This is a genomic window from Sphingomonas sp. SUN039, from assembly GCF_024758725.1.
Lineage (GTDB): Bacteria > Pseudomonadota > Alphaproteobacteria > Sphingomonadales > Sphingomonadaceae > Sphingomonas_O.
The window spans coordinates 2,047,922-2,069,746 of sequence record NZ_CP096972.1 but is presented as its reverse complement, the minus strand read 5'-3'; the positions used below and the strand labels follow the sequence as shown (position 1 = coordinate 2,069,746).

26 protein-coding genes are annotated in these 21,825 nt (G+C 64.9%); 18 read left to right on the top strand and 8 right to left on the bottom strand.

Translation table 11 applies throughout. The features are described from left to right. The first annotated feature begins 23 nt into the window (after positions 1-23). From M0209_RS10105 to tatC, 6 genes are read left to right on the top strand one after another with little or no spacing between them, the layout of a single operon-like run. Positions 24-1,031 carry a glycoside hydrolase family 3 N-terminal domain-containing protein gene (locus tag M0209_RS10105; protein WP_258888149.1) on the top strand — a complete coding sequence of 336 codons (1,008 nt, stop codon included), beginning with the start codon at positions 24-26 and terminating at the stop codon, positions 1,029-1,031. Then, positions 1,018-1,749 (top strand): ScpA family protein, encoded by a 732-nt coding sequence (locus M0209_RS10100; protein WP_258888148.1) that lies wholly within the window; start codon positions 1,018-1,020, stop codon positions 1,747-1,749. The genes M0209_RS10105 and M0209_RS10100 overlap by 14 nt, the downstream gene beginning before the upstream one ends. After that, positions 1,746-2,333: an SMC-Scp complex subunit ScpB gene (scpB, locus tag M0209_RS10095; protein WP_258888147.1), complete on the top strand. Its 588-nt coding sequence runs from the start codon at positions 1,746-1,748 to the stop codon at positions 2,331-2,333. Before M0209_RS10100 ends, scpB begins: the two co-directional genes overlap by 4 nt. A 28-nt stretch (positions 2,334-2,361) precedes the next feature. Further along, positions 2,362-2,613 (top strand): Sec-independent protein translocase TatA, encoded by a 252-nt coding sequence (locus M0209_RS10090; RefSeq protein ID WP_258888146.1) that lies wholly within the window; start codon positions 2,362-2,364, stop codon positions 2,611-2,613. A gap of 38 nt (positions 2,614-2,651) precedes the next feature. After that, on the top strand, positions 2,652-2,984 hold the full coding sequence (gene tatB, locus M0209_RS10085) for a Sec-independent protein translocase protein TatB (RefSeq protein WP_309547060.1): 333 nt from the start codon (positions 2,652-2,654) through the stop codon (positions 2,982-2,984). Beyond that, complete coding sequence (gene tatC, locus M0209_RS10080; RefSeq protein ID WP_258888145.1) at positions 2,981-3,754, top strand: twin-arginine translocase subunit TatC; 774 nt, start codon at positions 2,981-2,983, stop codon at positions 3,752-3,754. Before tatB ends, tatC begins: the two co-directional genes overlap by 4 nt. 155 nt (positions 3,755-3,909) lie before the next feature. Here tatC and M0209_RS10075 read toward each other — a convergent pair whose 3' ends face one another. Next, positions 3,910-5,475: a sensor histidine kinase gene (locus tag M0209_RS10075; RefSeq protein ID WP_258888144.1), complete on the bottom strand. Its 1,566-nt coding sequence runs from the start codon at positions 5,473-5,475 to the stop codon at positions 3,910-3,912. An 11-nt stretch (positions 5,476-5,486) separates the two neighbouring features. After that, on the bottom strand, positions 5,487-5,729 hold the full coding sequence (locus M0209_RS10070; protein ID WP_258888143.1) for a hypothetical protein: 243 nt from the start codon (positions 5,727-5,729) through the stop codon (positions 5,487-5,489). Positions 5,730-5,918: 189 nt separating this feature from the next. On the opposite strand from M0209_RS10070, the gene M0209_RS10065 reads away from it, so the two are divergent. From M0209_RS10065 to M0209_RS10055, 3 genes are read left to right on the top strand one after another with little or no spacing between them, the layout of a single operon-like run. Next, a complete protein-coding gene (locus tag M0209_RS10065) occupies positions 5,919-6,716 on the top strand; it encodes a response regulator (RefSeq protein WP_258888142.1) in 798 nt (265 codons plus the stop codon). A gap of 54 nt (positions 6,717-6,770) precedes the next feature. Continuing rightward, complete coding sequence (locus M0209_RS10060) at positions 6,771-6,917, top strand: hypothetical protein (protein ID WP_258888141.1); 147 nt, start codon at positions 6,771-6,773, stop codon at positions 6,915-6,917. Between the two features lie 8 nt (positions 6,918-6,925). Beyond that, positions 6,926-7,555, top strand: coding sequence for a sigma-70 family RNA polymerase sigma factor (locus tag M0209_RS10055; protein ID WP_408988196.1), 630 nt, complete (start codon positions 6,926-6,928; stop codon positions 7,553-7,555). Here M0209_RS10055 and M0209_RS10050 read toward each other — a convergent pair. After that, positions 7,512-7,727 carry a hypothetical protein gene (locus M0209_RS10050; protein WP_258888139.1) on the bottom strand — a complete coding sequence of 72 codons (216 nt, stop codon included), beginning with the start codon at positions 7,725-7,727 and terminating at the stop codon, positions 7,512-7,514. The two genes, M0209_RS10055 and M0209_RS10050, sit on opposite strands and share 44 nt — an antisense overlap. A 67-nt stretch (positions 7,728-7,794) precedes the next feature. Between M0209_RS10050 and M0209_RS10045 the strand changes: the two genes are divergently transcribed. The 6 genes from M0209_RS10045 to M0209_RS10020 all read left to right on the top strand — a co-directional run bounded on the left by M0209_RS10045 (position 7,795) and on the right by M0209_RS10020 (position 13,695). Continuing rightward, a complete protein-coding gene (locus M0209_RS10045; RefSeq protein ID WP_258888138.1) occupies positions 7,795-10,455 on the top strand; it encodes a bifunctional [glutamine synthetase] adenylyltransferase/[glutamine synthetase]-adenylyl-L-tyrosine phosphorylase in 2,661 nt (886 codons plus the stop codon). Beyond that, entirely contained in the window at positions 10,455-10,922 is a 468-nt protein-coding gene (locus M0209_RS10040; RefSeq protein ID WP_258888137.1) for a peroxiredoxin, read from the top strand. Before M0209_RS10045 ends, M0209_RS10040 begins: the two co-directional genes overlap by 1 nt. Positions 10,923-11,159: 237 nt before the next feature. After that, complete coding sequence (locus tag M0209_RS10035) at positions 11,160-12,311, top strand: peptidoglycan DD-metalloendopeptidase family protein (protein ID WP_258888136.1); 1,152 nt, start codon at positions 11,160-11,162, stop codon at positions 12,309-12,311. A 36-nt stretch (positions 12,312-12,347) separates the two neighbouring features. After that, the gene (gene erpA, locus M0209_RS10030; protein WP_258888135.1) at positions 12,348-12,674 is read left to right on the top strand and encodes an iron-sulfur cluster insertion protein ErpA; all 327 of its coding nucleotides are present in this window, start codon (positions 12,348-12,350) and stop codon (positions 12,672-12,674) included. After that, positions 12,674-13,444 (top strand): exodeoxyribonuclease III, encoded by a 771-nt coding sequence (locus M0209_RS10025; RefSeq protein ID WP_258889615.1) that lies wholly within the window; start codon positions 12,674-12,676, stop codon positions 13,442-13,444. Before erpA ends, M0209_RS10025 begins: the two co-directional genes overlap by 1 nt. Before the next feature lie 26 nt (positions 13,445-13,470). Then, the gene (locus M0209_RS10020; RefSeq protein WP_258888134.1) at positions 13,471-13,695 is read left to right on the top strand and encodes a hypothetical protein; all 225 of its coding nucleotides are present in this window, start codon (positions 13,471-13,473) and stop codon (positions 13,693-13,695) included. On the opposite strand, the gene M0209_RS10015 is transcribed toward M0209_RS10020, so the two are convergent. Beyond that, positions 13,692-14,447: an isocitrate lyase/phosphoenolpyruvate mutase family protein gene (locus tag M0209_RS10015; protein WP_258888133.1), complete on the bottom strand. Its 756-nt coding sequence runs from the start codon at positions 14,445-14,447 to the stop codon at positions 13,692-13,694. The two genes, M0209_RS10020 and M0209_RS10015, sit on opposite strands and share 4 nt — an antisense overlap. Before the next feature lies 1 nt (position 14,448). Next, positions 14,449-15,681, bottom strand: coding sequence for an N-acetyltransferase (locus tag M0209_RS10010; protein ID WP_258888132.1), 1,233 nt, complete (start codon positions 15,679-15,681; stop codon positions 14,449-14,451). A 37-nt stretch (positions 15,682-15,718) separates the two neighbouring features. Between M0209_RS10010 and M0209_RS10005 the strand changes: the two genes are divergently transcribed. Genes M0209_RS10005 through M0209_RS09995 form a run of 3 tightly spaced genes read left to right on the top strand, consistent with a single transcriptional unit; the run spans position 15,719 to position 17,519 of the window. Next, positions 15,719-16,816: a fatty acid desaturase family protein gene (locus M0209_RS10005; RefSeq protein ID WP_408988232.1), complete on the top strand. Its 1,098-nt coding sequence runs from the start codon at positions 15,719-15,721 to the stop codon at positions 16,814-16,816. A 44-nt stretch (positions 16,817-16,860) separates the two neighbouring features. After that, the gene (locus tag M0209_RS10000; protein ID WP_258888130.1) at positions 16,861-17,091 is read left to right on the top strand and encodes a hypothetical protein; all 231 of its coding nucleotides are present in this window, start codon (positions 16,861-16,863) and stop codon (positions 17,089-17,091) included. Beyond that, the gene (locus M0209_RS09995; protein ID WP_258888129.1) at positions 17,088-17,519 is read left to right on the top strand and encodes a TA system VapC family ribonuclease toxin; all 432 of its coding nucleotides are present in this window, start codon (positions 17,088-17,090) and stop codon (positions 17,517-17,519) included. The genes M0209_RS10000 and M0209_RS09995 overlap by 4 nt, the downstream gene beginning before the upstream one ends. Position 17,520: 1 nt before the next feature. On the opposite strand, the gene lptG is transcribed toward M0209_RS09995, so the two are convergent. Genes lptG through M0209_RS09980 form a run of 3 tightly spaced genes read right to left on the bottom strand, consistent with a single transcriptional unit; the run spans position 17,521 to position 21,813 of the window. Next, positions 17,521-18,573: an LPS export ABC transporter permease LptG gene (gene lptG, locus M0209_RS09990; protein WP_408988231.1), complete on the bottom strand. Its 1,053-nt coding sequence runs from the start codon at positions 18,571-18,573 to the stop codon at positions 17,521-17,523. A gap of 41 nt (positions 18,574-18,614) precedes the next feature. After that, positions 18,615-19,808: an LPS export ABC transporter permease LptF gene (lptF, locus tag M0209_RS09985; RefSeq protein WP_258888128.1), complete on the bottom strand. Its 1,194-nt coding sequence runs from the start codon at positions 19,806-19,808 to the stop codon at positions 18,615-18,617. Between the two features lie 37 nt (positions 19,809-19,845). Then, entirely contained in the window at positions 19,846-21,813 is a 1,968-nt protein-coding gene (locus M0209_RS09980) for an ATP-binding protein (protein ID WP_258888127.1), read from the bottom strand. Positions 21,814-21,825: the final 12 nt, after the last annotated feature.

The window sequence follows — 21,825 nt, the reverse complement described above, 5'->3', positions numbered from 1 at the left end:
ATTGCCGGGGTATGCCGGTCGGCATGACCCCTGCGATTTTCGGCCTGTCCGGGCCGGTCCTGACCGATGACGAGCGCGCGTTTTTCGCCGAGGCGAAACCGGCGGGATATATCCTGTTCAAGCGCAATTGCATCGATCGGATGCAGTTGCGCGCGCTGACCGACAGCTTGCGCGCGCTGGAAGGCCGCGATGACGTGGCGATCCTGATCGATCAGGAGGGGGGCCGCGTCGCACGGATGCAGCCGCCCGAATGGCCTGCGTTTCCGGCAGGGGCCGCGTTCGATGCGCTCTACGATGTGGCACCGATTTCGGCGCTGGAGGCAGCGCGTTCCAACGGGCAGGCGCTAGGGCTGATGCTGTCCGAGGTGGGGATCACCGTCGATTGCCTGCCGCTACTCGATGTGCGCGTCCCCGAAACGCATCCCGCCATTGGCGACCGGGCGCTGGGCAGCGATCCGGTGCGGGTGGCGTCTCTGGGGCGGGCCGTCATCGACGGGTTGAGGTCGGGCGGTGTCGTCGGCGTGGTCAAGCACATGCCGGGGCAGGGCCGCGCGCAGGTCGACAGCCACTACGATCTCCCCGTCGTCGAAGCGAGCGAAGCCGAGCTGGCGAGCGATCTCAAGGCCTTCCAGCAGTTGCACGACGCGCCGATGGGGATGACCGGACACATCATGTTCCCGGCTTGGGATACCGAACGCTGCTCGACGCTGTCACCGGTGATCGTCGGCGAGATCATTCGCGGGCGTATCGGCTTCGACGGGCTGCTGATGAGCGACGACCTCGATATGAAGGCATTGAAGGGCGATGTCCCGTCGCGCGCGGCGGGGGCTGTGGCGGCAGGGTGCGATCTCGCGCTCAATTGCTGGGGCCGGATGGACGAAATGGTCGGGATCGCGAACATCCTTCCCGCGATAACGGATATCGGCCGCGAACGGCTGGCGCGCGCGATGGCGACGATATCGCCGGTCGACGATTTCGCCGCGCTGCCCGATCTGATCGCCAAACGGGACGAACTACTTGCGCTCGCCTGACGAGGAGGGGCTCACCCTCGACCTCGGGGCATGGGAGGGGCCGCTCGACCTGTTGCTCGCACTCGCCCGGTCGCAGAAGGTCGATCTGCGCGCGATCTCGATCCTCGCGCTGGTCGACCAGTATCTCGATTATGTGAAGCGCGCGGGCGCAGCGCATCTCGACCAGGCGGCGGATTACCTCGTGATGGCGGCGTGGCTCGCCTATCTCAAATCCTGCTTGTTGCTGCCCAGGGCCGAGCAAGCCGACCCCAGCCCTGAGGAACTCGCGTGGCGGCTGCAACAGCGGCTGATGCGGCTCGATGCGATGCGCGAGGGCGGCGCGCGGCTGATGGCGCGCGACCGGCTCGACCGCGATGTGTTCCTGCGTGGCGCGCCCGAGGGGCTGGCGACCGATCGGCATGTCCTGTGGCAGGCGTCGCTCTACGACCTGATCGCGGCTTACGGGCGGGTGAAGGCGCGGACGGCACCGGTGCTGCATCAGGTCAGCCGCCGTCCAGTGATGACGCTCGATGCGGCGATCGCGCGGGTCGAGGCGCTGGTCGGTCGAATGCGCGACTGGACCGCAATTGCCGCGTTCATGCCGAAAGACTCGGATCCCGATTTCCGGCGTTCGGCGCTGGCCTCGACGGTGGTGGCGATGCTCGAACTTGCGCGGCGCGGGACGCTCGACCTTCGGCAGGATGCGCCGTTCGGGCCGTTGCTGGTGAAGGCGGCATGACGGGGCCGGACGATCTGACGCGCGCGGTCGAGGCGCTGGTGTTTGCGAGCGAAGTGCCGCTGGCAGCGGACGATATCGCGCGGCGGCTGGAGGTGGATGACGTCGGCGAGGCGCTGGCGGCGATCTCCATGCGCCACGCCGGACACGGCATCGAACTGGTCGAGCGCGGCGGGCGCTGGCATTTCCAGACCGCCGCCGACCTCGCGCATTTGCTGCGCGAAACCCGCGAATCGGCGCGCCGCTTGAGCCGCGCGGGGGTCGAGACGCTGGCGATCATTGCCTATCATGAGCCGGTCAGCCGCGCCGAAATCGAAGCGATCCGGGGCGTGCAGATATCGAAGGGCACAATCGACGTGCTGATCGAGGCAGGCTGGATCGCGCCTGCGGGGCGAAGGCAGTTGCCGGGCCGTCCGTTGACCTATGCGACGACGGCTGACTTCCTGTCGCATTTCGGACTTGGCGACCGGCGCGACTTGCCCGGTATCGACGATTTGCGTGCGGCCGGACTGCTCGATCCCATGGGCGACGACTGGGATTTGGGCGAAAACGACGTGGAACTGGAAAGCGCGGACGAGAGCGACTAGATAGCAGTCAACTTACGGAGTTTGCACGATGGGCCTCTCGCTTCCGCATATCCTGATCTTCGCGGTCATCGCGATCCTGCTGCTCGGCGGCGGGCGCTTTTCGAACATGATGGGTGACGTCGCCAAGGGCGTGAAGAACTTCAAAAAAGGCATGGCCGAAGAGGACGGCAGCACGCCCGTCAAACCCGCCACGCTGATCGAGGGCAAGACTGCCGCCGACATCATTGCCGAGCATGAAGCGACCAAGGCAGCTGCGGCGGCAAAGGACGCGTCGGTCTAATCTCCCGCCGTCGACCGATTTAAGGACCGGCGTACCCCATGTTCGATATCGCGCCGTCAGAGTTCATGCTGTTCGCGCTGGTGGCATTGATCGTCATCGGTCCCAAGGATTTGCCCAAGGCGATGCGTGTCGTCGGCCGCTTCGTCGGTAAGGCGCGCGGCATGGCCAGCCAGTTCCGCAGCGGGTTCGACGCGATGGTGCGCGAGGCCGAGCTGGAGGAAATGGAGAAGAAATGGAAAGAGGAAAATGCGCGCATCATGGCCGAGCATAGCGCGCTGACCGATTTTTCGACGCCGACACCCGCCGTTGACCCGGTGCCGGAGCCGCCCGCGCTTCCGGCACCTGCGCCGACCGAAGAGAAGTCGGCATGAGCGAGGCCGATCCCGATATCGATGCCTCGAAAGCGCCGCTACTCGACCATCTGATCGAACTGCGCCGCCGCTTGCTGTGGAGTTTCGCCGCGCTTGCCGTCGCCTTTGCGGTCTGCCTGTATTTCGCACGCGACATTTTTGCGGTGCTCGTCCACCCGCTGCTCGTCGCGGGGCAAAGCAAGCTGATCTATACCCAGATTTTCGAGGCGTTTTTCGTCGAGCTGAAAGTCGCGTTTTTCTCGGCGATCATGCTGGCATTCCCGGTGATCGCTAACCAGCTGTGGCTGTTTATCGCGCCCGGGCTCTACAAAAAGGAAAAGCGCGCCGCGCTGCCGTTCCTGTTTGCAACACCGGTACTGTTCACGATGGGGGCGTGCCTCGCCTATTTCGTCGCGATCCCGCTGGCGTTGCATTTCCTGCTCGGCGCGAATTTCCAGGGGATGGTCGGCGGGGTCCAGCAAGAGGCACTCCCGGCCGTTGGCAACTACCTGACCTTCGTCATGCAGTTCCTGTTCGGCTTCGGCCTGTCGTTTTTGTTGCCTGTGCTGCTGATGCTGCTCGAGGCGGCGGGCATCGTCACGCGGTCGCAACTGGTGGCGTCGCGGCGCTATGCGATTGTCGGAGCGTTCGGGATCGCGATGGTCCTGACCCCACCCGACATCGGATCGATGCTGTTGCTCGCGGTGCCTTTGTGCATTCTTTACGAACTGACCCTGATCGCGACCTGGTTCACCGAACGGTCGCGCCGGAAAATCGCAGAACCGGCCTAGCCCCAAAAATTTTGGGTCCGGAGCACCGACCGTGGGGGGCATGGTCGGTGGTCCGGACCCGTGACTGGGACGGCGAGAGCGGGGGGGCAAAAGGTCGCCGTCCGAGGTAAGAAACGGGCGACCCGAAAAACGGTTCCCGCGATCTGCAAAAAAATTCAGTCGTCGGCAAACGGCTCGATAATCGGAAAACCGATGGCATAGCGGCCGGTCGCGGCGTCATAGTCGAGCGAAGACCGCAACTGGCGCGCAAGGGCATCGACGATCCGCAGCGAAGCCTCGTTACCCTCGGTAATGCGCTCCGCGAGCGAGGTGGCCGAGATCGACAACCGTGCGGTTCCGGCGGCCAGTCCTTCGACCGCTTCGATGGCGATGGCGGTGCCGGGATCAGTGAACAGGGCCATTTCGGTAATCTCGGTGAACAGGAAAGCGATGGGCATCGCCGTGTCCTGCGAGACGGTCAGCGCTGCCGCCGCAACCGTAACCACGGGGACAGACCCGCCCTGTGCGGCATTGGCGCGGAAATTGGCGACAAGTTCGCCGATCAGCGATTTGACGTCGATACCGAGGTTTTTTTCGAGCTCGGCAAAATGGTTGCGGTGGACGATGGCGAGCGCATCGACGCGGCGCTGGATCGCGGCATAGGCGCGCTGCGCTTCGGACCCGACAGTGCTGCGCGCATGCAGGCTGATCAGGCTAGCGATGACCTGAAGGTTGTTCTTCACCCGGTGGTGGACCTCGCGGGTGAGTTTGACCTGGTCGGCGAGCGACTTCTCCAAATCGCGCTCGCGGTCGGCAAGCCGGTCGGCAAAGGCAGTGAAGCTGGTTTCGAGCTCGCGGATTTCGGTAGCGGGTGTGGCGGAAAGTATCAGGCGCGACGATCCCGGTTCATAACTGCCGACAGCCGCGCGCAACGCCTTGAGCGGGCGGACGAGAAAGCGATCGACGACATAATAGCCGACGATGACGGCTGCGGCCCACATCAGGATCGGCAGGAGGGCCAGCAACGCCTCAGTCGCGCCAAAGGGTGCAGCGGGCACCGTCATGGTCAGCGCCAGCGCATCGATCCCGACAGGGACAGTGGCCGATTCGTAGCGCGGGATCACCGCTGTTCCCAGCGTATCGGCCAGGTCGATCATGCCGTCGTCGGCGTCGAGCGTCATCCGGTACGGCAAGGTCAGGCCGCTGGGCCGGGCGAACCCGTAAAGCCGCTTGGCACTATAGCGGGCGATGGCGACATTCGATCCGCGGGCGGACGGCACGACGATGTCGAGGGTGTCGCCGCTCCGCCGCAACACGGGGCGGGTGTCCGCGAGTGCCACATAGGGTCGGGTGTTCGGGATTCTGCGGCTGGCACACAGCGGCGTCGATGCCGGACCGAACAAGGCGACGGGCACATGGCGCAGCGGATTGGTCGCGAGCAGCGCATTCAAGCGGGCGCACGCTTCGCGACTGTCAAACGTGGAATCGAGCGCGTCGGCCGCCGTCCGCAGGGCGACGATATCGGAGGTCAGTTCCGCGCCCAGCTTGCGCGCCGCCTCGGTCGTTGCGACCTGGACGTCGGCGCGGCGCTGCGCATCGGCGGTGCGGGCAGATTGCAGCGAGGCGATGAGCGCGATGGCACCCAGCGGCATCAGCGCGAGGCTGAGAACGAGAATCAGCTTCTGGCTGGTCGACAGGCGGGTGAAGGCCGCCGTCCATCCTCGTCGGCTGCCAGATTGCATCGACGAGGCCGTCAGTCGAGCCGTCGTAACAGGTCGAGCATCTCGTTCGGAATATCTTCGTCGACGGTCGCGCGGAATGCGTTGCGTAGCGCCACGCCGACGTCGCCCGACGCAGCCTTCGGCGCAGACGACGCTGCGCGCGCAGGCGTTTTATCGGGGGAATTGTCCAGCGCTGTCGGTCCTGTTGGTTCTGCCACCTGCCACCCTGTTGCACCGACGGTTTCGGACGCCGTAACTGTTGCCGAACTCGTCATTAATCTCAACGCCCGTCGCGACGAAATTTTGCTTGTCGCCGCATGAAACCAAAATGTCGCTCGTTGGTTCCATGGCAAGCGGGAATTTCGCAACCGTAACGGTCCGGGGCGTTCCGGGGAAATTGGGGTTGCAAAGGCCCGCGACTGTCCGACACTGTCGGATGCCACGTGCAAAGGACGATATCGATCATGGCCCTAGGTCAACAGCTTGCCCCCCACCTCCCTTTCGTCCGCCGTTATGCGCGGGCCCTGACCGGCAGCCAGAAACATGGCGACGCCTATGTGCGTGCGACGCTGGAGGCGATTGTCGCGGCTCCTGACGAATTTCCCGCCGACGTCGATGCCCGGCTGGGACTGTATCGAACGTTTCAGGCGATTTGGGAATCGGCCTCGGTCGATGTGGCCGACAGCGATGATCCGGAGGGCGACCGCAGTACGCTTGCCCGGGCGCGCCTGTCGCGGATGACGCCGCGCTCGCGCCAGGCGTTGCTGCTGACCGCGATGGAGGGTTTCACGGCGGAAGACACCGGCTATCTGATCGGCGCCGACCGCGCCGAAGTCGACGAGCTGGTTGCCGATGCCCTGTCGGATATCGAATCGCAGACCCGGTCGAGCGTGCTCATTATCGAAGACGAGCCCATGATCGCGATGGATCTCGAAACCATCGTCCGCGATCTGGGCCATGAGGTCGCGGGCATTGCCGTGACCGCCGACGAGGCGGTGGCACTTGCCAAATCGGCAAAGCCCGGATTGGTGCTGGCCGATATCCAGCTCGCAGACAATAGTTCGGGAATCGATGCGGTCCGCGACATCCTGACCGAATTTCCGGTGCCGGTGATCTTCATCACGGCCTTTCCCGAGCGACTGCTGACCGGCGAGCGACCCGAGCCGACATTCCTGATCACCAAACCGTTCCAGCGTCCCACGGTGAAAGCGGCCATCGCGCAGGCTCTGTTCTTCGACGAGGCGACTGTTCCGGCAGCGTGATGGAACCGGTTGCGGGGCGGACGCGTTACAGCCTCCAATCGGGAGCGAAACAAAATGGACGATAGCCAACCCATTCACGAAACCGCGACCGAAGCGCGCGCTGGCACCGGACCCGGTGTCATGCGCTATGTTTTGATGGTTTCGCTCGTCCTTGTGGTGGCCGCACTGGCCATTGTCGTGGCCACCGGCTGGATGAGCTGATGATGGAAATGCGGAAGCCCGATTCGGGCTTCGACCGGGAAGCCGAGCGGATTGCGCTCTCCGACGACGAGTTCAAGGCGGAGCTGGCACTGGTCGTTCCGCAATTGCGCGCGTTCGGCCGGTCGCTGTCGGGCAACCGCGACCTCGCGGACGATCTGGTCCAGGAAACGCTGATGAAGGCTTGGGCCGCGCGCGCGCGCTTTCAGGCGGGCACGAACATGCGCGCCTGGACCTTCATCATCCTCCGCAACCTGTTCCTGTCGCAGATGCGCCGCTCGCGCTTTACCGGTGAGTGGGACGATCTGACTGCAGACCGGTTGCTCGCGGCACCGGCGGGACAGGACCGGCAAGTCGAGTTGGGCGATGTCCAGCGCGCACTGCAGCATCTGCCGCAGTCGCAGCGGGAAGCCCTGATCCTCGTCGGTGCCGGCGGGTTTGCCTATGAAGAGGCCGCCGAAATTTGCGGCGTCGCGGTCGGGACGATCAAAAGCCGCGTCGCGCGCGGGCGGGTCGCACTCGAGGCGCTGATGACCGGCAACGAACTCGAATCGCGGGCAAGCTACGAGCGCGGCCCGCACAGCGCGCTCGACACGATCATGGCCGAGGTCGAGCACCTGAGCCAGCCGCAGAACGGCTGACCGTCCGTTCGAGTTCGCGCAACAGCGCCAGCATGTCATCGGGTAGGGCACCGGGTGCCGAAAACGCCCGGCGCAAGGCGCTCCCCGTACCATCGACCGGATGCGGTGCCGCGATGGCGACCGGAACGATCGTGGGCACAACCGGCTTGTCGATGTTTGGGTGCAGTTCCATGATATCCGGATAACGCGCGCCCCGCGCCAAGGTTTCCATGAGGGAGGGTCGATTGCCGCAAACGGACATGTCGGCGGTGGACGACGCGGTCGCGCGTGCCGAAGCGGCGTCGCCGTTCCTGCGGCAACTGATCGTTACACATGCCGACATTGTTGCGGCGGCGCGGGTCGATCCGGACGCGGCGCTCGCACTGGCGGCTGAACCGGGGGAGGGCGATACCGCCCGGCAATTGCGCCGGATGCGCGGACGGCATTTGCTGGCTATTGCGCTCGCCGACTTGTCGGGGGCGTGGCCGCTCGAAACATCGGTCGGTGCCCTCAGCGATTTCGCCGACCGGGCGCTCGACATCGCCATTGCCGAGGCGATCCGGGGCCATGTCCCGGATGCCACGGTGCAGGGGCTGGCGGTGATTGCGCTCGGCAAGCACGGCAGCCGCGAGCTCAACTACAGTTCCGATATCGATCCGATCTTCATCTACGATCCCGCAACATTGCCCCACCGGGCACGCGAGGAACCCGGCGAGGCGGCGGTGCGGATCGTGCGCCGCGTGGTCGACCTGTTACAGACGCGCGACGGCGACGGCTTTGTGTTCCGTGTCGATCTCCGTCTGCGTCCGGCATGCGAAGCGACGCCCATCGCGCTACCGGTCGATGCCGCTGTCGCCCATTATGAATCGAGCGCGCTGGCATGGGAGCGTGCGGCATTCATTCGCGCGCGCGCAGCGGCGGGCGATGTCGGTCTGGGGCAGCGCTTTCTCGACACGATCCAGCCGTTCGTTTGGCGGCGCAGTCTCGATTTCGGGGCCATCGGCGACCTGCGCGCGCTGACCCGCTCGATCCGCAGCCATCACAAGGGGCAGATGTTCGGGCCCGGCTACGACCTGAAGCGCGGACGCGGCGGCATCCGCGAAGTCGAGTTTTATGCGCAAATCCACCAGCTGATCCACGGCGGGCGCGATCCGGCGTTGCGCGACGGGGCAACGCTTCCGGCATTGTCTGCGCTGGCCAAGGCCGGGTGGATCGGCGGGGATGAGGCTGCGATGCTCGGCGACGCTTACCGCCTATACCGGACCATCGAGCACAGGTTGCAGATGATCGACGACCGCCAGACGCACAGCCTGCCCGTCGACCAGGCGGCACTCGACGATGTGGCACGGCTGCATGGCCTTGCGGCTGGCGACGAGCTGCTCGACCTGTTGCGCGGACCGGTCGCCGCCGTCGGTGAGGCCTATGATGCCCTCGACGGCGAGACAGAGGGGAGGCCGACATCCGATACTACCGGCGGTGCGGAGCTTGCCGGCTTTGCCGACCCTGAAGCAGCGGCGGCACGGATCGAGCGCTGGCGATCGGGAGGGGTGCGGGCGATCCGCAGTCCTGCAGCTGTCAGTGCGTTCGAGGAATTGCTGCCGGACATCCTCGCCGATCTGGCCCGTGCGCCCGATCCCGATGCGGCATTGGCGCGGCTCGACATCGTGCTCGGACGGCTGTCGAGCGGGATCAACCTGTTCCGCCTGCTCGACGCACAACCGGCGGTGCGTGCATTGCTCGTCGATATCCTGAGCCACGCGCCGACGCTCGCCGATGCGCTGGCGCTCCAGCCTGCGCTGATCGACCGGCTCATCGACCGGACCGCGTTGGGACCGGTGCCTGGCACTACCGCCCTGGCTGTCGAAATGGCGTCGGGGCGGGCGACCGACACCGAAACGCTGCTCGACCGTGTCCGCCATATCGTCGGCGAATACCGCTTCGCGCTCGGCACCCAGATTGTCGAGGGTGCCAGCGACCCTATCGATGTCGCGGCAGGATACGGGCGGCTGGCCGAAGCCGCCATTGCCGTGGTCGCCGACCGCATCATCGCCGATTTCGAGGCGGCGCATGGGCGCGTTACGGGATGCGAGTTCGTCATCTTCGCGCTGGGGCGGATGGGCGGTGGGTTGCTTACCCATGCCTCCGACCTCGATCTGGTCTATTTGTTCACGGGCGATTTTTCGGGCGAGTCCGATGGTGCGCGTCCGCTGGGGGCAACGCATTATTTCAACCGGCTCGGCCAGCGACTAACGGCGGCGCTGTCGGTGCCGACGGCGGCGGGCGGGCTGTACGAGATCGACACGCGGCTGCGTCCGTCAGGGACGCAGGGGCCGCTGGTGACGACCGTCGAATCCTTAGCCCGATACCAGCGCGAGTCGGCGTGGACATGGGAGCATATGGCGCTGGCTCGGGCACGGCCCGTTTATGGATCGGCGGCGGCGCGAGCGGCGCTGGCCGACATCGTCACCGCCACGCTGCGCCAGCCGCGCGATCGGGCGGTGCTGCTCGCCGATGTCGTCAAGATGCGTGGCGACATCGCAACGCATAAGCCGCCCGCCGGACCATTCGATGTGAAGCTGGGCACCGGCGGTCTGGTCGATCTCGAATTCGCCGTGCATTTTGCTCAACTGGCGAACGGCGCCGGGCTGTCGCCGGATTTGCGTGTGGCGATCGACGCGCTGGCAGTGACAGGACTGGTCGAACCGGCGCTGGGCGAAGCGCATGATTTGCTGACCCGGTTGCTGGTGACCCTTCGGCTCGTCGCCCCCGATCTCGGCGAGCCAGTGCCTGCCAGCCGCGATCTCGTTGCGCGGGCGTGCGGGGCGACCGAATGGCCCGATCTGCTTGCCCGACTCGACGTGGCACGGCAGTGCGTATCGCGGCACTGGAATGCCGTGCTGACCGAAGCGGGAGACGCGTGATGACGGATGTTGGATCGATGGCTCCCGACGCGGCTTTCGACCTTGCCGATGGCACGCGGTCGAGCATTGCCGCCTATCGCGGCAAACCGCTGGTGCTGTATTTCTATCCCAAGGACGACACGCCCGGCTGTACCAACGAAGCCAAGGCGTTCAGTGCGCTGATGCCAGATTTCGCGAAGGCCGGGGTCGCCGTCGTTGGCGCGTCGAAGGACAGCGTGAAAAGCCACGCCAAATTTATCGCTAAATACGATCTGAAGGTGGCGCTGGCCGCCGATGCCGACGGCAGCCTGTGCGAGGCGTTCGGCACCTGGGTCGAAAAATCGATGTACGGTCGGCAGTATATGGGCATCGAACGGGCGACATTCCTGATCGAGGCCGATGGACGAATCGCAGCAGTGTGGCGCAAGGTCAAAGTGCCCGGACATGCCGAATCGGTGCTTGCCGCAGCGACCGCGCTGACAGCGTAGTCAGGCCGCGACTCGACGAATTTCCGTTTGTGCAATCAATTCGTCGCGCGACGGGTTCGACCCGACGCGCACCGATTGATCGCCCGCTACAGTTCGTCCAGCCACAATGCTGAAGCTGAAAGTGCCACCGGGCCAAATCCGGAAACGCCGACAGTGACGAGTTGTTCCAGCCTACCCTTAAAAATGGTCGCGGGGGATTGAATGAATTCGGGTCGCTTTTTCGGACAGGACGGTTTTGTGTCCGCGCTCCGCACGAAACTACGCACGAAATTCCGGTCACGCGATCTGTTTTTCCATGACGGCAGCACGATGCGCCGCGTCCATGTTTCGACGAAAATCCAGGTCGCCGGTGCAACTGCCGGTGCGACGACCCTGACGCTTGCCATGCTTTCGATCGCACAGCTTGCGGTCAGCGCGCCTGCCGTGGCCGGGGCCATGAGCGCCGCCGTGTCGCGCGATGCCGCCGTTGCCCGGATGAATGCCAAGGTCGCGTCGATGGAGGCCGAGATGGCGACCATCCGCACCGCCGCCGCCGATCATGCCAAGCGCCTTGAACAGCGTCAGGCGATGCTCGACGCCATGGTAACCGGCAAGGGTGCGATGCCCGCGTCGGTGCCCGCGACAGCGACGCCCGCATCGCCCGTGCTGGGTGCCGTGCTAGCCCCGCTCGCTTCGGCTGAGGGGCATCAGAACCAGCTCGCCGGTCGCCTCGCGGCGGCAACCGATGCGCGCTATCAGGCGACGGCATCGGCGCTCGGACGGCTCGGCATCGATGCCAGCCGTTTCCATCAGGTGGCGGGAGCCATGGGTGGCCCGTACGAGCCGATGCCCAGCGGTGGCACGGCCCCGGCGGCCAAGGGTCAGCCCGACCCCGCGTTCCGTGCGCTGTTCCAGTCGTGGAAGCGCCTCGAGCAGCTTCAGCAGGGCATTGTCGCCATTCCGTCGCAGCGTCCGGTCGATGCGGTGACGTTCACCAGCGGCTTCGGTGTCCGTAGCGATCCGTTCCGCGGCGGTGCCGCGATGCACGCTGGCGTCGATATTCCCGGACCGATGGGCACACCGATTTATGCGACCGCCGATGGTGTGGTGGCACGCGGCGAATGGGCGAATGGCTATGGCAACCTCGTCGAACTCGACCATGGCAAGGGCATCCAGACCCGCTACGGCCATCTCTCGGCGATCCTCGTCCAGCCCGGCACGCGGGTGACGCGCGGCCAGCTGATCGCGCGCATGGGATCGACCGGGCGTTCGACCGGTTCGCACCTCCATTATGAAGTGCGCCTCGACGGCCATGCGGTGAACCCGATGCCGTTCCTGCAATCGGCGAGCTATCTCGTCGCGATGCAGACACGCGGCAATGTCGCGGTGGGCGGTCCCAAGGGCGAGTAGCTTGCCGCAGGCCTGTCGCGGGCCTATCTCTCTGGCATGAACACCGTCGATCTTACCGAAGCCGCCGCGCGCCGCGTGGCGACTATCGCCGCCAAGCAGGGCAAACCTGCGCTGTTGCGCCTGTCGGTCGAAGGCGGCGGATGTTCGGGTTTCCAGTACAAGTTCGGCCTGGCCGATGCCCCCGATGCTGATGACAGCATCGCGACGCGCGACGGTGTGTCGCTGGTGGTCGATCCGGTCAGTCTCGATCTCATTGCGGGTGCCGAGGTCGATTATGTCGAATCGCTCAGCGGGGCTGCGTTCCGCGTGACCAACCCCAATGCGGCGAGCGGGTGCGGCTGCGGGTCGAGTTTCTCGATCTAGTGCGGATCGCCACTTATAATGTGAATGGCATCAAGGCGCGGCTGCCGCGCCTGATCGAATGGCTTGGCGAGCAACAGCCCGATGTGGTCTGCCTGCAGGAACTGAAATCGAGCGACGAGACGATCCCCGTCGCCGACATCGAGGCCGCCGGTTATCGCGGCATCTGGCGCGGTCAAAAGGGCTTTAACGGGGTTGCGATCCTGTCGCGCGGCGATGCGCCGGTCGAGGTGCAAAAAGGGCTGGAGGGCGAGCCCGAGGACGAGCACAGCCGCTATATCGAGACCGATGTGATGGGGGTCCGCATCGCCAGTATTTACCTCCCCAACGGCAATCCGCAGCCGGGACCGAAGTTCGATTACAAGCTGCGCTGGATGGACCGGCTGAACGCCCGCGCGGCGGAACTGCTGGCGCTGGAAATGCCGGTGGTGCTGGCGGGCGACTACAACGTCGTCCCGACCGAAGCCGACATTTGGTCGCCGAACGGGCTGGCGGGCGATGCGCTGGTCCAGCCCGAAAGCCGCGCCGCCTTCCGGCGACTAAGCGCACAGGGGTGGACCGACGCGCTCAAGACGCGCCATCCAGCGGCGAAGATGTGGACGTTCTGGGATTACCAGATGAACGCCTGGCCACGCGATGCGGGCTTCCGCATCGATCACCTGATGTTGTCGCCCGAAGCCGCAGACCGGTTGGTGGATGCGGGTGTGGACCGGGAACATCGGGGCCGCGAAAAAGCGAGCGACCATGCACCGACTTGGGTGGTGTTGAGGTGACTGTCGTTCAGCTCATCATTCTCGCCGTGAGCGCACTTGTGGTCGTCTGGCCCCAGCTTTTTGCTGACCGCTTTCGTCAACAACATGATGATCGTCTAGCCGAACTGAAATCAGGTGCGCCCGAAACATTCTTTGAAGAACGGCGTGCGCTTGAAGCCTATCCGCCGCTCGGCAAGCCATCCATTTGGCGAACGCTTGGCGGCCTGTTTTTCATCGGAATGCTAATTTACCTGATTCTGTACCGTCGCTAATTGACCTCCTGCTGCTCTGCCAGCTCTGCCGCCGTCTCATCAAACGCCTTCCACGCCGCATTCGCAAGCGCGCCACCCACACTGACCCGCCGCACCCCGACTGCTGCCAGATCGGCGACGCGCATCCCCGCGTTCATGATCAGGACGTTGAGCGGCTTCGGCGCGACGGCACGGACTTGTGCGGCGATCTCGTCGATGTGGGTCACGCCGGGCGCGTAGAGACAGTCGGCACCCGCCGCAGCATAGGCGACGAGGCGGTCGACGGCTTCTTGGGCGGTCGACAAGCCCCACAACCGCCCCTCGGTACGCGCGACCAGCATCACGTCCTCGCCCGAAGCATTGATCGCGGCGCGTGCTGCGGCAATGCGTTCCACGGCGAGGTCGAGCGGGTAAAGCGTGCCGCCGTGCTGGTCCTCGACCGACAGCCCGGCAACGCCTGTGGCAATCGCGCGGGCCACATTGGCGGCGACATCCTCGGGCGCATCGGCAAAGCCGTTCTCGAAATCGGCGTTCACGGGCAGGTCGGTCGCGCCTACCAGCATCGTCAGGTGATCGAGACATTGTTCGAAATCGATCTGGTAGTCGGTCAGCCCCAGAGCCAACGCAGCGGCCGAACTTGACGAGGCAATCGCCGCAAAGCCGAGCTTTTCCAACCGTCGCGCGCTGCCGATGTCCCATGGGTTGGGCAGGACGAAACAGCCTGTTGCATGAAGTGCGCGGAACGCCGCGCGGCGGGGTGCCCAGTCGGTCATGTCAAAGCGCCTTTTCGTAGATGCGATAGACCTTGTTGACCTTGCCCCCGACGGCTTCGCCGACCGAGCGCATAGGCCCGTTCGACGACAGCACCCAGCCGAATTCGCCGCGTTGTGTGCCGTATCTGGCGACAGCGTCGCGGCGGATGAATTCGATCAGCATCATGGCGAGCTGGCTGGCGACGCGTGACGCCTGATATTTCTTGAGTACCCCCATCAGGGGCACGCGCATCGTGCGCGACTGCGGTTTTCGCAGCCACCAGAGCAATTTGGCCCAGTTGAACGGCAACAGGTTGCCACCGTATTTTATCAGTTCCTCGTTCATGTCCGGAATGGTCATCATGAAGGCAGCGGGCTCGCCCTCGATTTCGGCGATACGGATGAGGTCGTTGAAAACCAGCGGCTTCAGCTTTTTGCCCGCATATTCGATCTCTTTCGGCGTGAAGGGTACGAAGCCCCAATTGTCGCTCCACGCATCGTTGAGGATGCCGATGATGATCGCGGCCTCGGCGTCGAATTTGCTTTTGTCGACGCGGCGGATGTTGATGCGCGGACTGCGCTCGCCCGATGCCACGACCCGGTTGACGATTTCGGGAAACCCGTCGGCAATCGGCAGGGCGTAGGTGAACAGGTCTTGCACCCCGGCATAGCCTGCCCCCTCGACCCAGCTCTGATAGGGCGCGGCGTTGAACGCCATCATCACGGTGGGCGGATGGTCGAATCCCTCGATCAGCAGCCCGACCTCGTCCCAATAGGAAAAGCTGAACGGCCCCATCGATTTGGTCATTCCCTTGGCGCGGAGCCAATTTTCGGCAGCGGAGATCAGGGCTTGGGAGGTTGCGGCATCCTCGGCCTCGAACCAGCCCCACATGCCGGTGCCCGGCCCCATGCCCTGCTCGACCGGCTGCGACAGCGCGAGATGGTCGATATGCGCGGAAATGCGGCCCGTGACGCGGCCCCCGGCTTCGGCGAGAAACAATTGTGCTTCGCCGTGCTCGAACCAGGGGTTCTTTGCCGGGACCAGCATCCCGTGCACTTCGCTCTTCAACGGCGGCACCCAATTGGGATCGTTCGCGTACAGGCGATAGGGCAGTTCGACGAACGCCTTACGGTCGGCGGCGGTCGTGACGGGGCGGATATCGACCAATTCGAAAGTCTCCGGTTGCGCGGGGGACAGCCTTTGCGGGGCGGCGCGCGGATGGCAACATTGGCAATGCCCTACTGGCAATGCCATGCCACAGCCACTATTTCAGGGCATGACAGTGAAATCCATGGACAATGCAACGATCCTCGACAGGGCAATTGATGCCCCTGACACGCTCGCCAGCGCACGGGCGGCGCGTCTGCGCCTGCCCGACGATACGGCGATGCTGCGGACGGCGGCGGAAATCGCGCGCGACCTGCAGGTGGCAAAGCCCGTAGTTTACTGGGCGGATTTCCTGGGATCGGCGGTTGTTGGCTATGCGGCGCTTTATGGCGCGGTCGTGCTGGGCGGGGGCTGGGCCGTGATGGCGGGCATCCTGGCGGTGCTTGCGCTGTACCGGGCGATGAGCTTCATCCACGAAGTCACCCATATCAAGCACAGTGCGCTGCCCGGATTTCGCCTCGGCTATAACCTCGTCATCGGGGTGCCGTTGCTGATCCCCTCATTCATGTATGAGGGCGTCCACAACCTGCACCATACCCGGGTGCGTTACGGCACGGTCGACGATCCCGAATATCTGCCGCTCGCGCTGATGAAGCCATGGACCTTGCCGGTGTTCGTCGCTGTTGCAGCCCTCGCGCCGGTCGGGCTGTTGCTGCGCTATGCGGTGCTGAGCCCCCTGTCGCTCGTCATTCCACCGCTGCGCGCGGCGGTGGTGGCGCGCTATTCGGGACTGGCGATCAATCCTGCGTTCCGCCGTCGTCCGGCCGAGGGCGAGGCGCGGAGCTTGTGGGTGCGGCTCGAAATTGCGTGCAGCCTCTGGGCGATTACGCTGCTCGCGCTGGTTGCGACCGGCACGATGCCGCTGGCGACATTCGGGGTCGTGCTTGCCATCGCGTCGGGCGTTGCGGTGCTGAACCAGGTTCGCACGCTGGTCGCCCATCTGTGGGAGAACGATGGCGAGCCGATGACGGTGACGGCGCAGTATCTCGACACGGTCAACGTACCGCCGCCCGCGCTGTTGCCCGCGCTCTGGGCCCCCGTCGGCTTGCGCTACCATGCGCTGCATCACCTGATGCCGAGCCTGCCCTATCATGCGCTGGGCGAGGCACATCGTCGGCTGACGGCGGCACTTGATGCAGAGTCGCCCTATCACAAGGGCAGCTATGCGGGGTTGCCGGGCTTGGTGGGACGACTGGCGGCCAGCACGAAGGGCCGACGTTAGCATCGATATTGACATTTGATGCGTGATGCGTGATGCGTGATGTCATGCGAACGACAGTCTCAATCGATGACGATGTTCTTGAAGTGGCGAAGTCGGTAGCTGAGGCCGATCGCCGTACAATCGGTCAGGTTCTTTCCGATTTTGCCCGGAAGGGAATGGCACCCGAGCCGCAAACCGCGCAGTTTCGTAATGGCATCAAGCTGATGCCCGTCCGGCCCGGTGCCGGACGCGCGACACTGGCGCTCGTCAATCGCCTGCGAGATGAAGTGGAATGAGTCGGGCCTTGCTCGACGTTAACGTCCTGCTTGCGCTTCTCGACCCGATGCACATCGACCACGAGCGGGCTCAGGACTGGTTCGCCGATGCGAGGTTCGACGGATGGGCCACCTGTCCCATCACCCAAAACGGGTATCTGCGGATTGCAACCCAGCCGGGCTACACAAATCCGGTGTCGGTTGCCGATGCCATCGATTTGCTCGACCATTTTACTTCGCAATCGGCGCATGAATTCTGGCCGGCGAGCGGGTCGTTGCTTGATCGGGCCTTTTGCGACGTCCTCAAGATTCCGTCGCACCGCCACATGACCGATACATATTTGCTCGCCTTGGCCCGACATCACGGCGGTCGATTGGCGACGCTGGATCGACGGTTGAACATCAATGCTGTGGCCGAAGGCTCGCAGCATCTGACGATAATCGGTTAGCCTATTCCTCCGTGCGGATCAGCACGGCCTCACCGAGCGCGAGGAACAGCACGAACGGTCCCCATGCGGCCAGCAACGGCGGATAGGCACCGAGATTGCCCATCGCCAGCCCGAAATTGTCGGCAACGAAATAGGCAAAGCCCAGCGCCATGCCGATGACGGCGCGCACGAACAGCTTTCCCGAGCGCGCGAGCCCGAAGGCGGCGACGGCTGCCAGCAGCGGCATGAGGACGGTCGACAGCGGACCCGATATCTTGTGCAGCAAATTGGCCTTTAACGATGCCGTCGGTCGCCCTGCGATGTCGAGGTCGTCGATAGCGGTACCCAGTTCGGTATAGGAGAGCCCCAGCGGGTCGACCGACGACAGGGTGAACTGGTCGGGACGCACCCCTTGCGCGACGCGGACCGTGCCGAGCGCTTTGCGCGTTCCCGCCGCCACGTCGAACACGCGCGTGTTGTCGAGTTCCCAGCCACCCGCCATCGGTTTGGCGCTGTCGGCCTCGACCAGCGATTTCAGGACACCGCCCGACCGGTCGTACACCGACACGTTGGTCAGTCGCGTCCCCGCGCCACGCCCGTTGGCAATATCGGCATGGATCAGGTCGTCGCCGTCGCGGACCCAGACGTTGGTCACGCCGCCGCGCGCGTCGGGGATCGGCCCGAATTCGACCGCCTCCCATTTCGACAGCGTCGCCGAGGCCCGCGAAACAATGCGCTCGTTGAACACGAAAGCGACGACGGCGACGAACAGGCTGGCCACCATGAACGGGGCCAGCACCTGATGCGCGGAGAGGCCGGCGGCCTTCATCGCAATGACCTCGCTGTTCTGGTTCAGCTGCATGAACGCGATCAGCGTGCCGAGCAGGACCGAGAACGGCAGGAACCGCTGGATGATGCCGGGCGCACGCAGCGAGATATATTGCAGGATCTGCGCCTGTCCGTTGCCGGGATGCGCCAGAATCTTGTCGCTCTCCCCGAGCAGGTCGAGCGCCTGCAGCACCAGCACGAGCAGCGCCAGCACGGCGAAGCTGCGCGTCAGGAACAGCTTGGCCATGTAGATGGTGACGGTGCGCGAAGGGAAGAAATCGGGCACGGTCAGTTCTTCTTCGCGAACAGGTTGCGGACTGCCTTTATGGCTTTGCCCGCAACCCGGTCGAGCGCGCCGATCGGCTGGCCCCCGGGGACGAACGCAATCGTGTAATACATCCACAGGATCAGGCCGGCGAACAGCGCGAACGGCACCCAGAGCGCCACGAACGGATCGACCACGCCCAGCGCGCCGCCCAGACCTTGCGCATATTCATTGATCTTGTGGTAGGTGACGACCATTACGATGGACACGAACACGCCGAGCGCCGACGTCGAGCGCTTGGGCGGCACCGCCAGCGCAATGGCGAGCAGCGGCAGCAGGAACATCATCATCACTTCGGCGATGCGATAGTGGAAATTCGACCGCGCCTCGTTGCGAAGCGCGACCGGGATCGCGGTGTTGCCGCCGGTTTCGACGAGTTGCGGCAACGTCATCTCGGTTTCCTTCTCGCCGCGCTTGCGGAACGCCTCCATTTTGGGGAGGTCGATCGGCAGGTCGTGCGCGGTGAAGGTCAGGACGCGGGGTGCGCGAAAGCCCGGCTGGTCGTGCACCAGCGTGCCGTTCGAAAGACGCAGGATGATGACGTCCTTGTCGTCGGTGGCAAGGAACTGGCCCCGCTCGGCCGCAACCGACAGCGATTTCCCGCCGCCCTGCCGTGCCATGACGAAGATGCCCGAGAGGTTACGCCCCTCGTCGGCGCTCTTGTCGATCCGCAAGGTCATGTCCTTGCCGAGGCGGTTGAACTCGCCGACCTTGATCGACGCGCCGAGCGCCCCCGAGCGCAGTTCGAAGCGCAGTTCCTCATAGGCAAAGCGCGCAACGGGCTGGACATAGCCGACGATGCCCAGATTCACCGCCGCCAGCGCGATGGTGTAAAGATAGGGGACGAACAGCATCCGGTTATACCCCTGCCCGACGGCTTGAAGCACATCGAGTTCCGAAGACATCGCCAGCCGCCGGAATGCCAGCAGGATGCCGAGCAGCAGACCGATCGGAATGCCGAGCGACAGATATTCGGGCAGCAAATTGGCAAGCATCCGCCAAACGACGCTGACGGGGCCACCTTCGGACGCCACGAAATCGAACAGGCGCAACATCCGGTCGAGTACCAGCAGCATCGCGGCGATGACCAGCGAGCCGACCAGCGGCAAAAGGATCAGGCGCGCCAGATAGCGGTCGGTGGAGGAAAAAAGGGTCACACAGTTCCGAGTATCGGGAGCACAGGTGGCATCCCTATCAAGCTGCGGCGCGTGTTTCCAGCGCCCTTGTCGGCACCCGTGTCGGCACATCGCTCAGGGTCGCGTCGATGGCGACCCCCAGTGTCCCGATCGTGAACGGTTTGCGCAGCACCCGGTCGTGTCCGAAGGCGTTGGCGCTGGCAATGTCGCCGGTGAAGCCGGTGACGAACACGACCTTCAGATCGGGGCGGAACGTCCGAAGCGCGGCGGCGAGCTCGGGGCCGGTTTGCCCCGGCATGAGAACGTCGGAGACCAGCAGGTCGATGTCGGGGTGGCGGCGCAGCTGCGCCGCAGCGTCGTCGGGACCGAGGCAAGCGACCGGCACATGGCCGAGTTCGTGCAGGGCATCGACCGTTGCGGTCAGGACGCGGCGGTCGTCCTCGACGACGAGGATCTTGGCAGGTCGGGCGGGCCGCCAGTGCACGATATCGGCAATGTCCGCGTCGGCGGCACCGGCCTCGCCGAGATGGCGCGGCAGATAGAGCGAAACCGTCGTGCCGGTCCCGACAACCGAGTCGACCGTTACGGTCCCGCTCGATTGGCGGGCATAGCCGAACACCTGACTCAGCCCGAGTCCGGTACCCTTGCCGGTTTCCTTGGTGGTGAAGAACGGCTCGAAAATCCGGTCGAGGACCGCGCGCTCGATGCCCGTCCCGGTGTCGCTGACCGCGATCCGGACATAGTCGCCGGGGGCTAGTTCGGCGATTTCGCTGCTTCCCACGGTTACCTGCGCGGTCGCGACAGTCAGCGTCCCGCCGCCTTCCATCGCATCGCGGGCGTTGACCGCGAGGTTGAGCAATGCATTTTCGAGCTGGTGGCGGTCGGCGAAAATCGGCCAGTCTCCCGCCCGGGCAAGGTGCCGGACCGCAATGCGTTCACCCAACGTCCGGTCGAGCAAATCGGACATCCCCCCGATCAGCGCATCGGCATCGGTTGCACTCGGCAGCAACGGTTCGGCGCGGGCAAAGGCGAGCAGCCGCTTGGTCAGTGCTGCGGCACGGTTCGCCCCCTCCATCGCGCTGTCGAGGTAACGCCCCGGATCGCCCTTGCCGTCGTCGATCCGGCGTTTTGCGAGTTCGACCCCGCCGAGCACAACGGCAAGCATATTGTTGAAATCATGCGCGATACCGCCGGTCAGCTGGCCCACCGCATCCATCTTTTGCGCCTGCCGCAGTCGCGCCTCGGCAGCTTCGCGGGTTGCCATTTCGTCGACAAGGCGTTCGTTCGCAGCGCTGAGCTCGGCTGTGCGTTCGGCAACCGCCTCCTCCAGTTCTTCGCTGCGTGCCTCTTCGCGACGTCGGCGTTGCGCCGCGCGCAGGCCGACGAAGGCGAGCAGCGCTGCACCCGCCACCAGCACGATCCCGATGACCGACACGATCGTTGTCAGGGTGTTCGACCGGCCGGTGCGCGCGTCGGCAGCCGTCGTGCGGCGACCGAGCACCGCCCGCTCATGGCCGATGACCGCTCCGGTGAGCGCATTCAACCGGTCGAGCGCGGGCGAGGTGCGGATGCGGTAGTACGTTGCCAGCGCCTCGCTGTTCTGCCGATAGCTGGTGCGGATCGCGGTTTCGGCGAGTTCGGCACCACGCGCCTTCCATGCCTTGCGAAGGTCGGCAACCCGGACCTGCTGTGTCGCATCGTCGCGTGCTGCCGCTTCCAGCCGGTCGAGCAGCACGCCCGAATTGTTCCAGTTATCCGAATACAGTGTGCCGAGCGCACGGTCGCCGCTGATGACGAAGCGACCCAGCGCCGCCTCGCTGCGCGCCATGGTCGCGTCGAAGGTGGCCGCAAGAATAATCCGTTCCGAACTGGTCGATTGCAGGTCGAGTGCGGCGTCGCGGGCGCGGTTGGCGCTGGCGAGCCACAGGACGAGCGCAACGATAAGCGCGGCCATGCCGCTGGCCGCGAGAGCCAGCCACAACCACGAGCGCCAACGCCCGGTTTCCACTACCGCCTCGTCCCGCATCACCAACGAGTG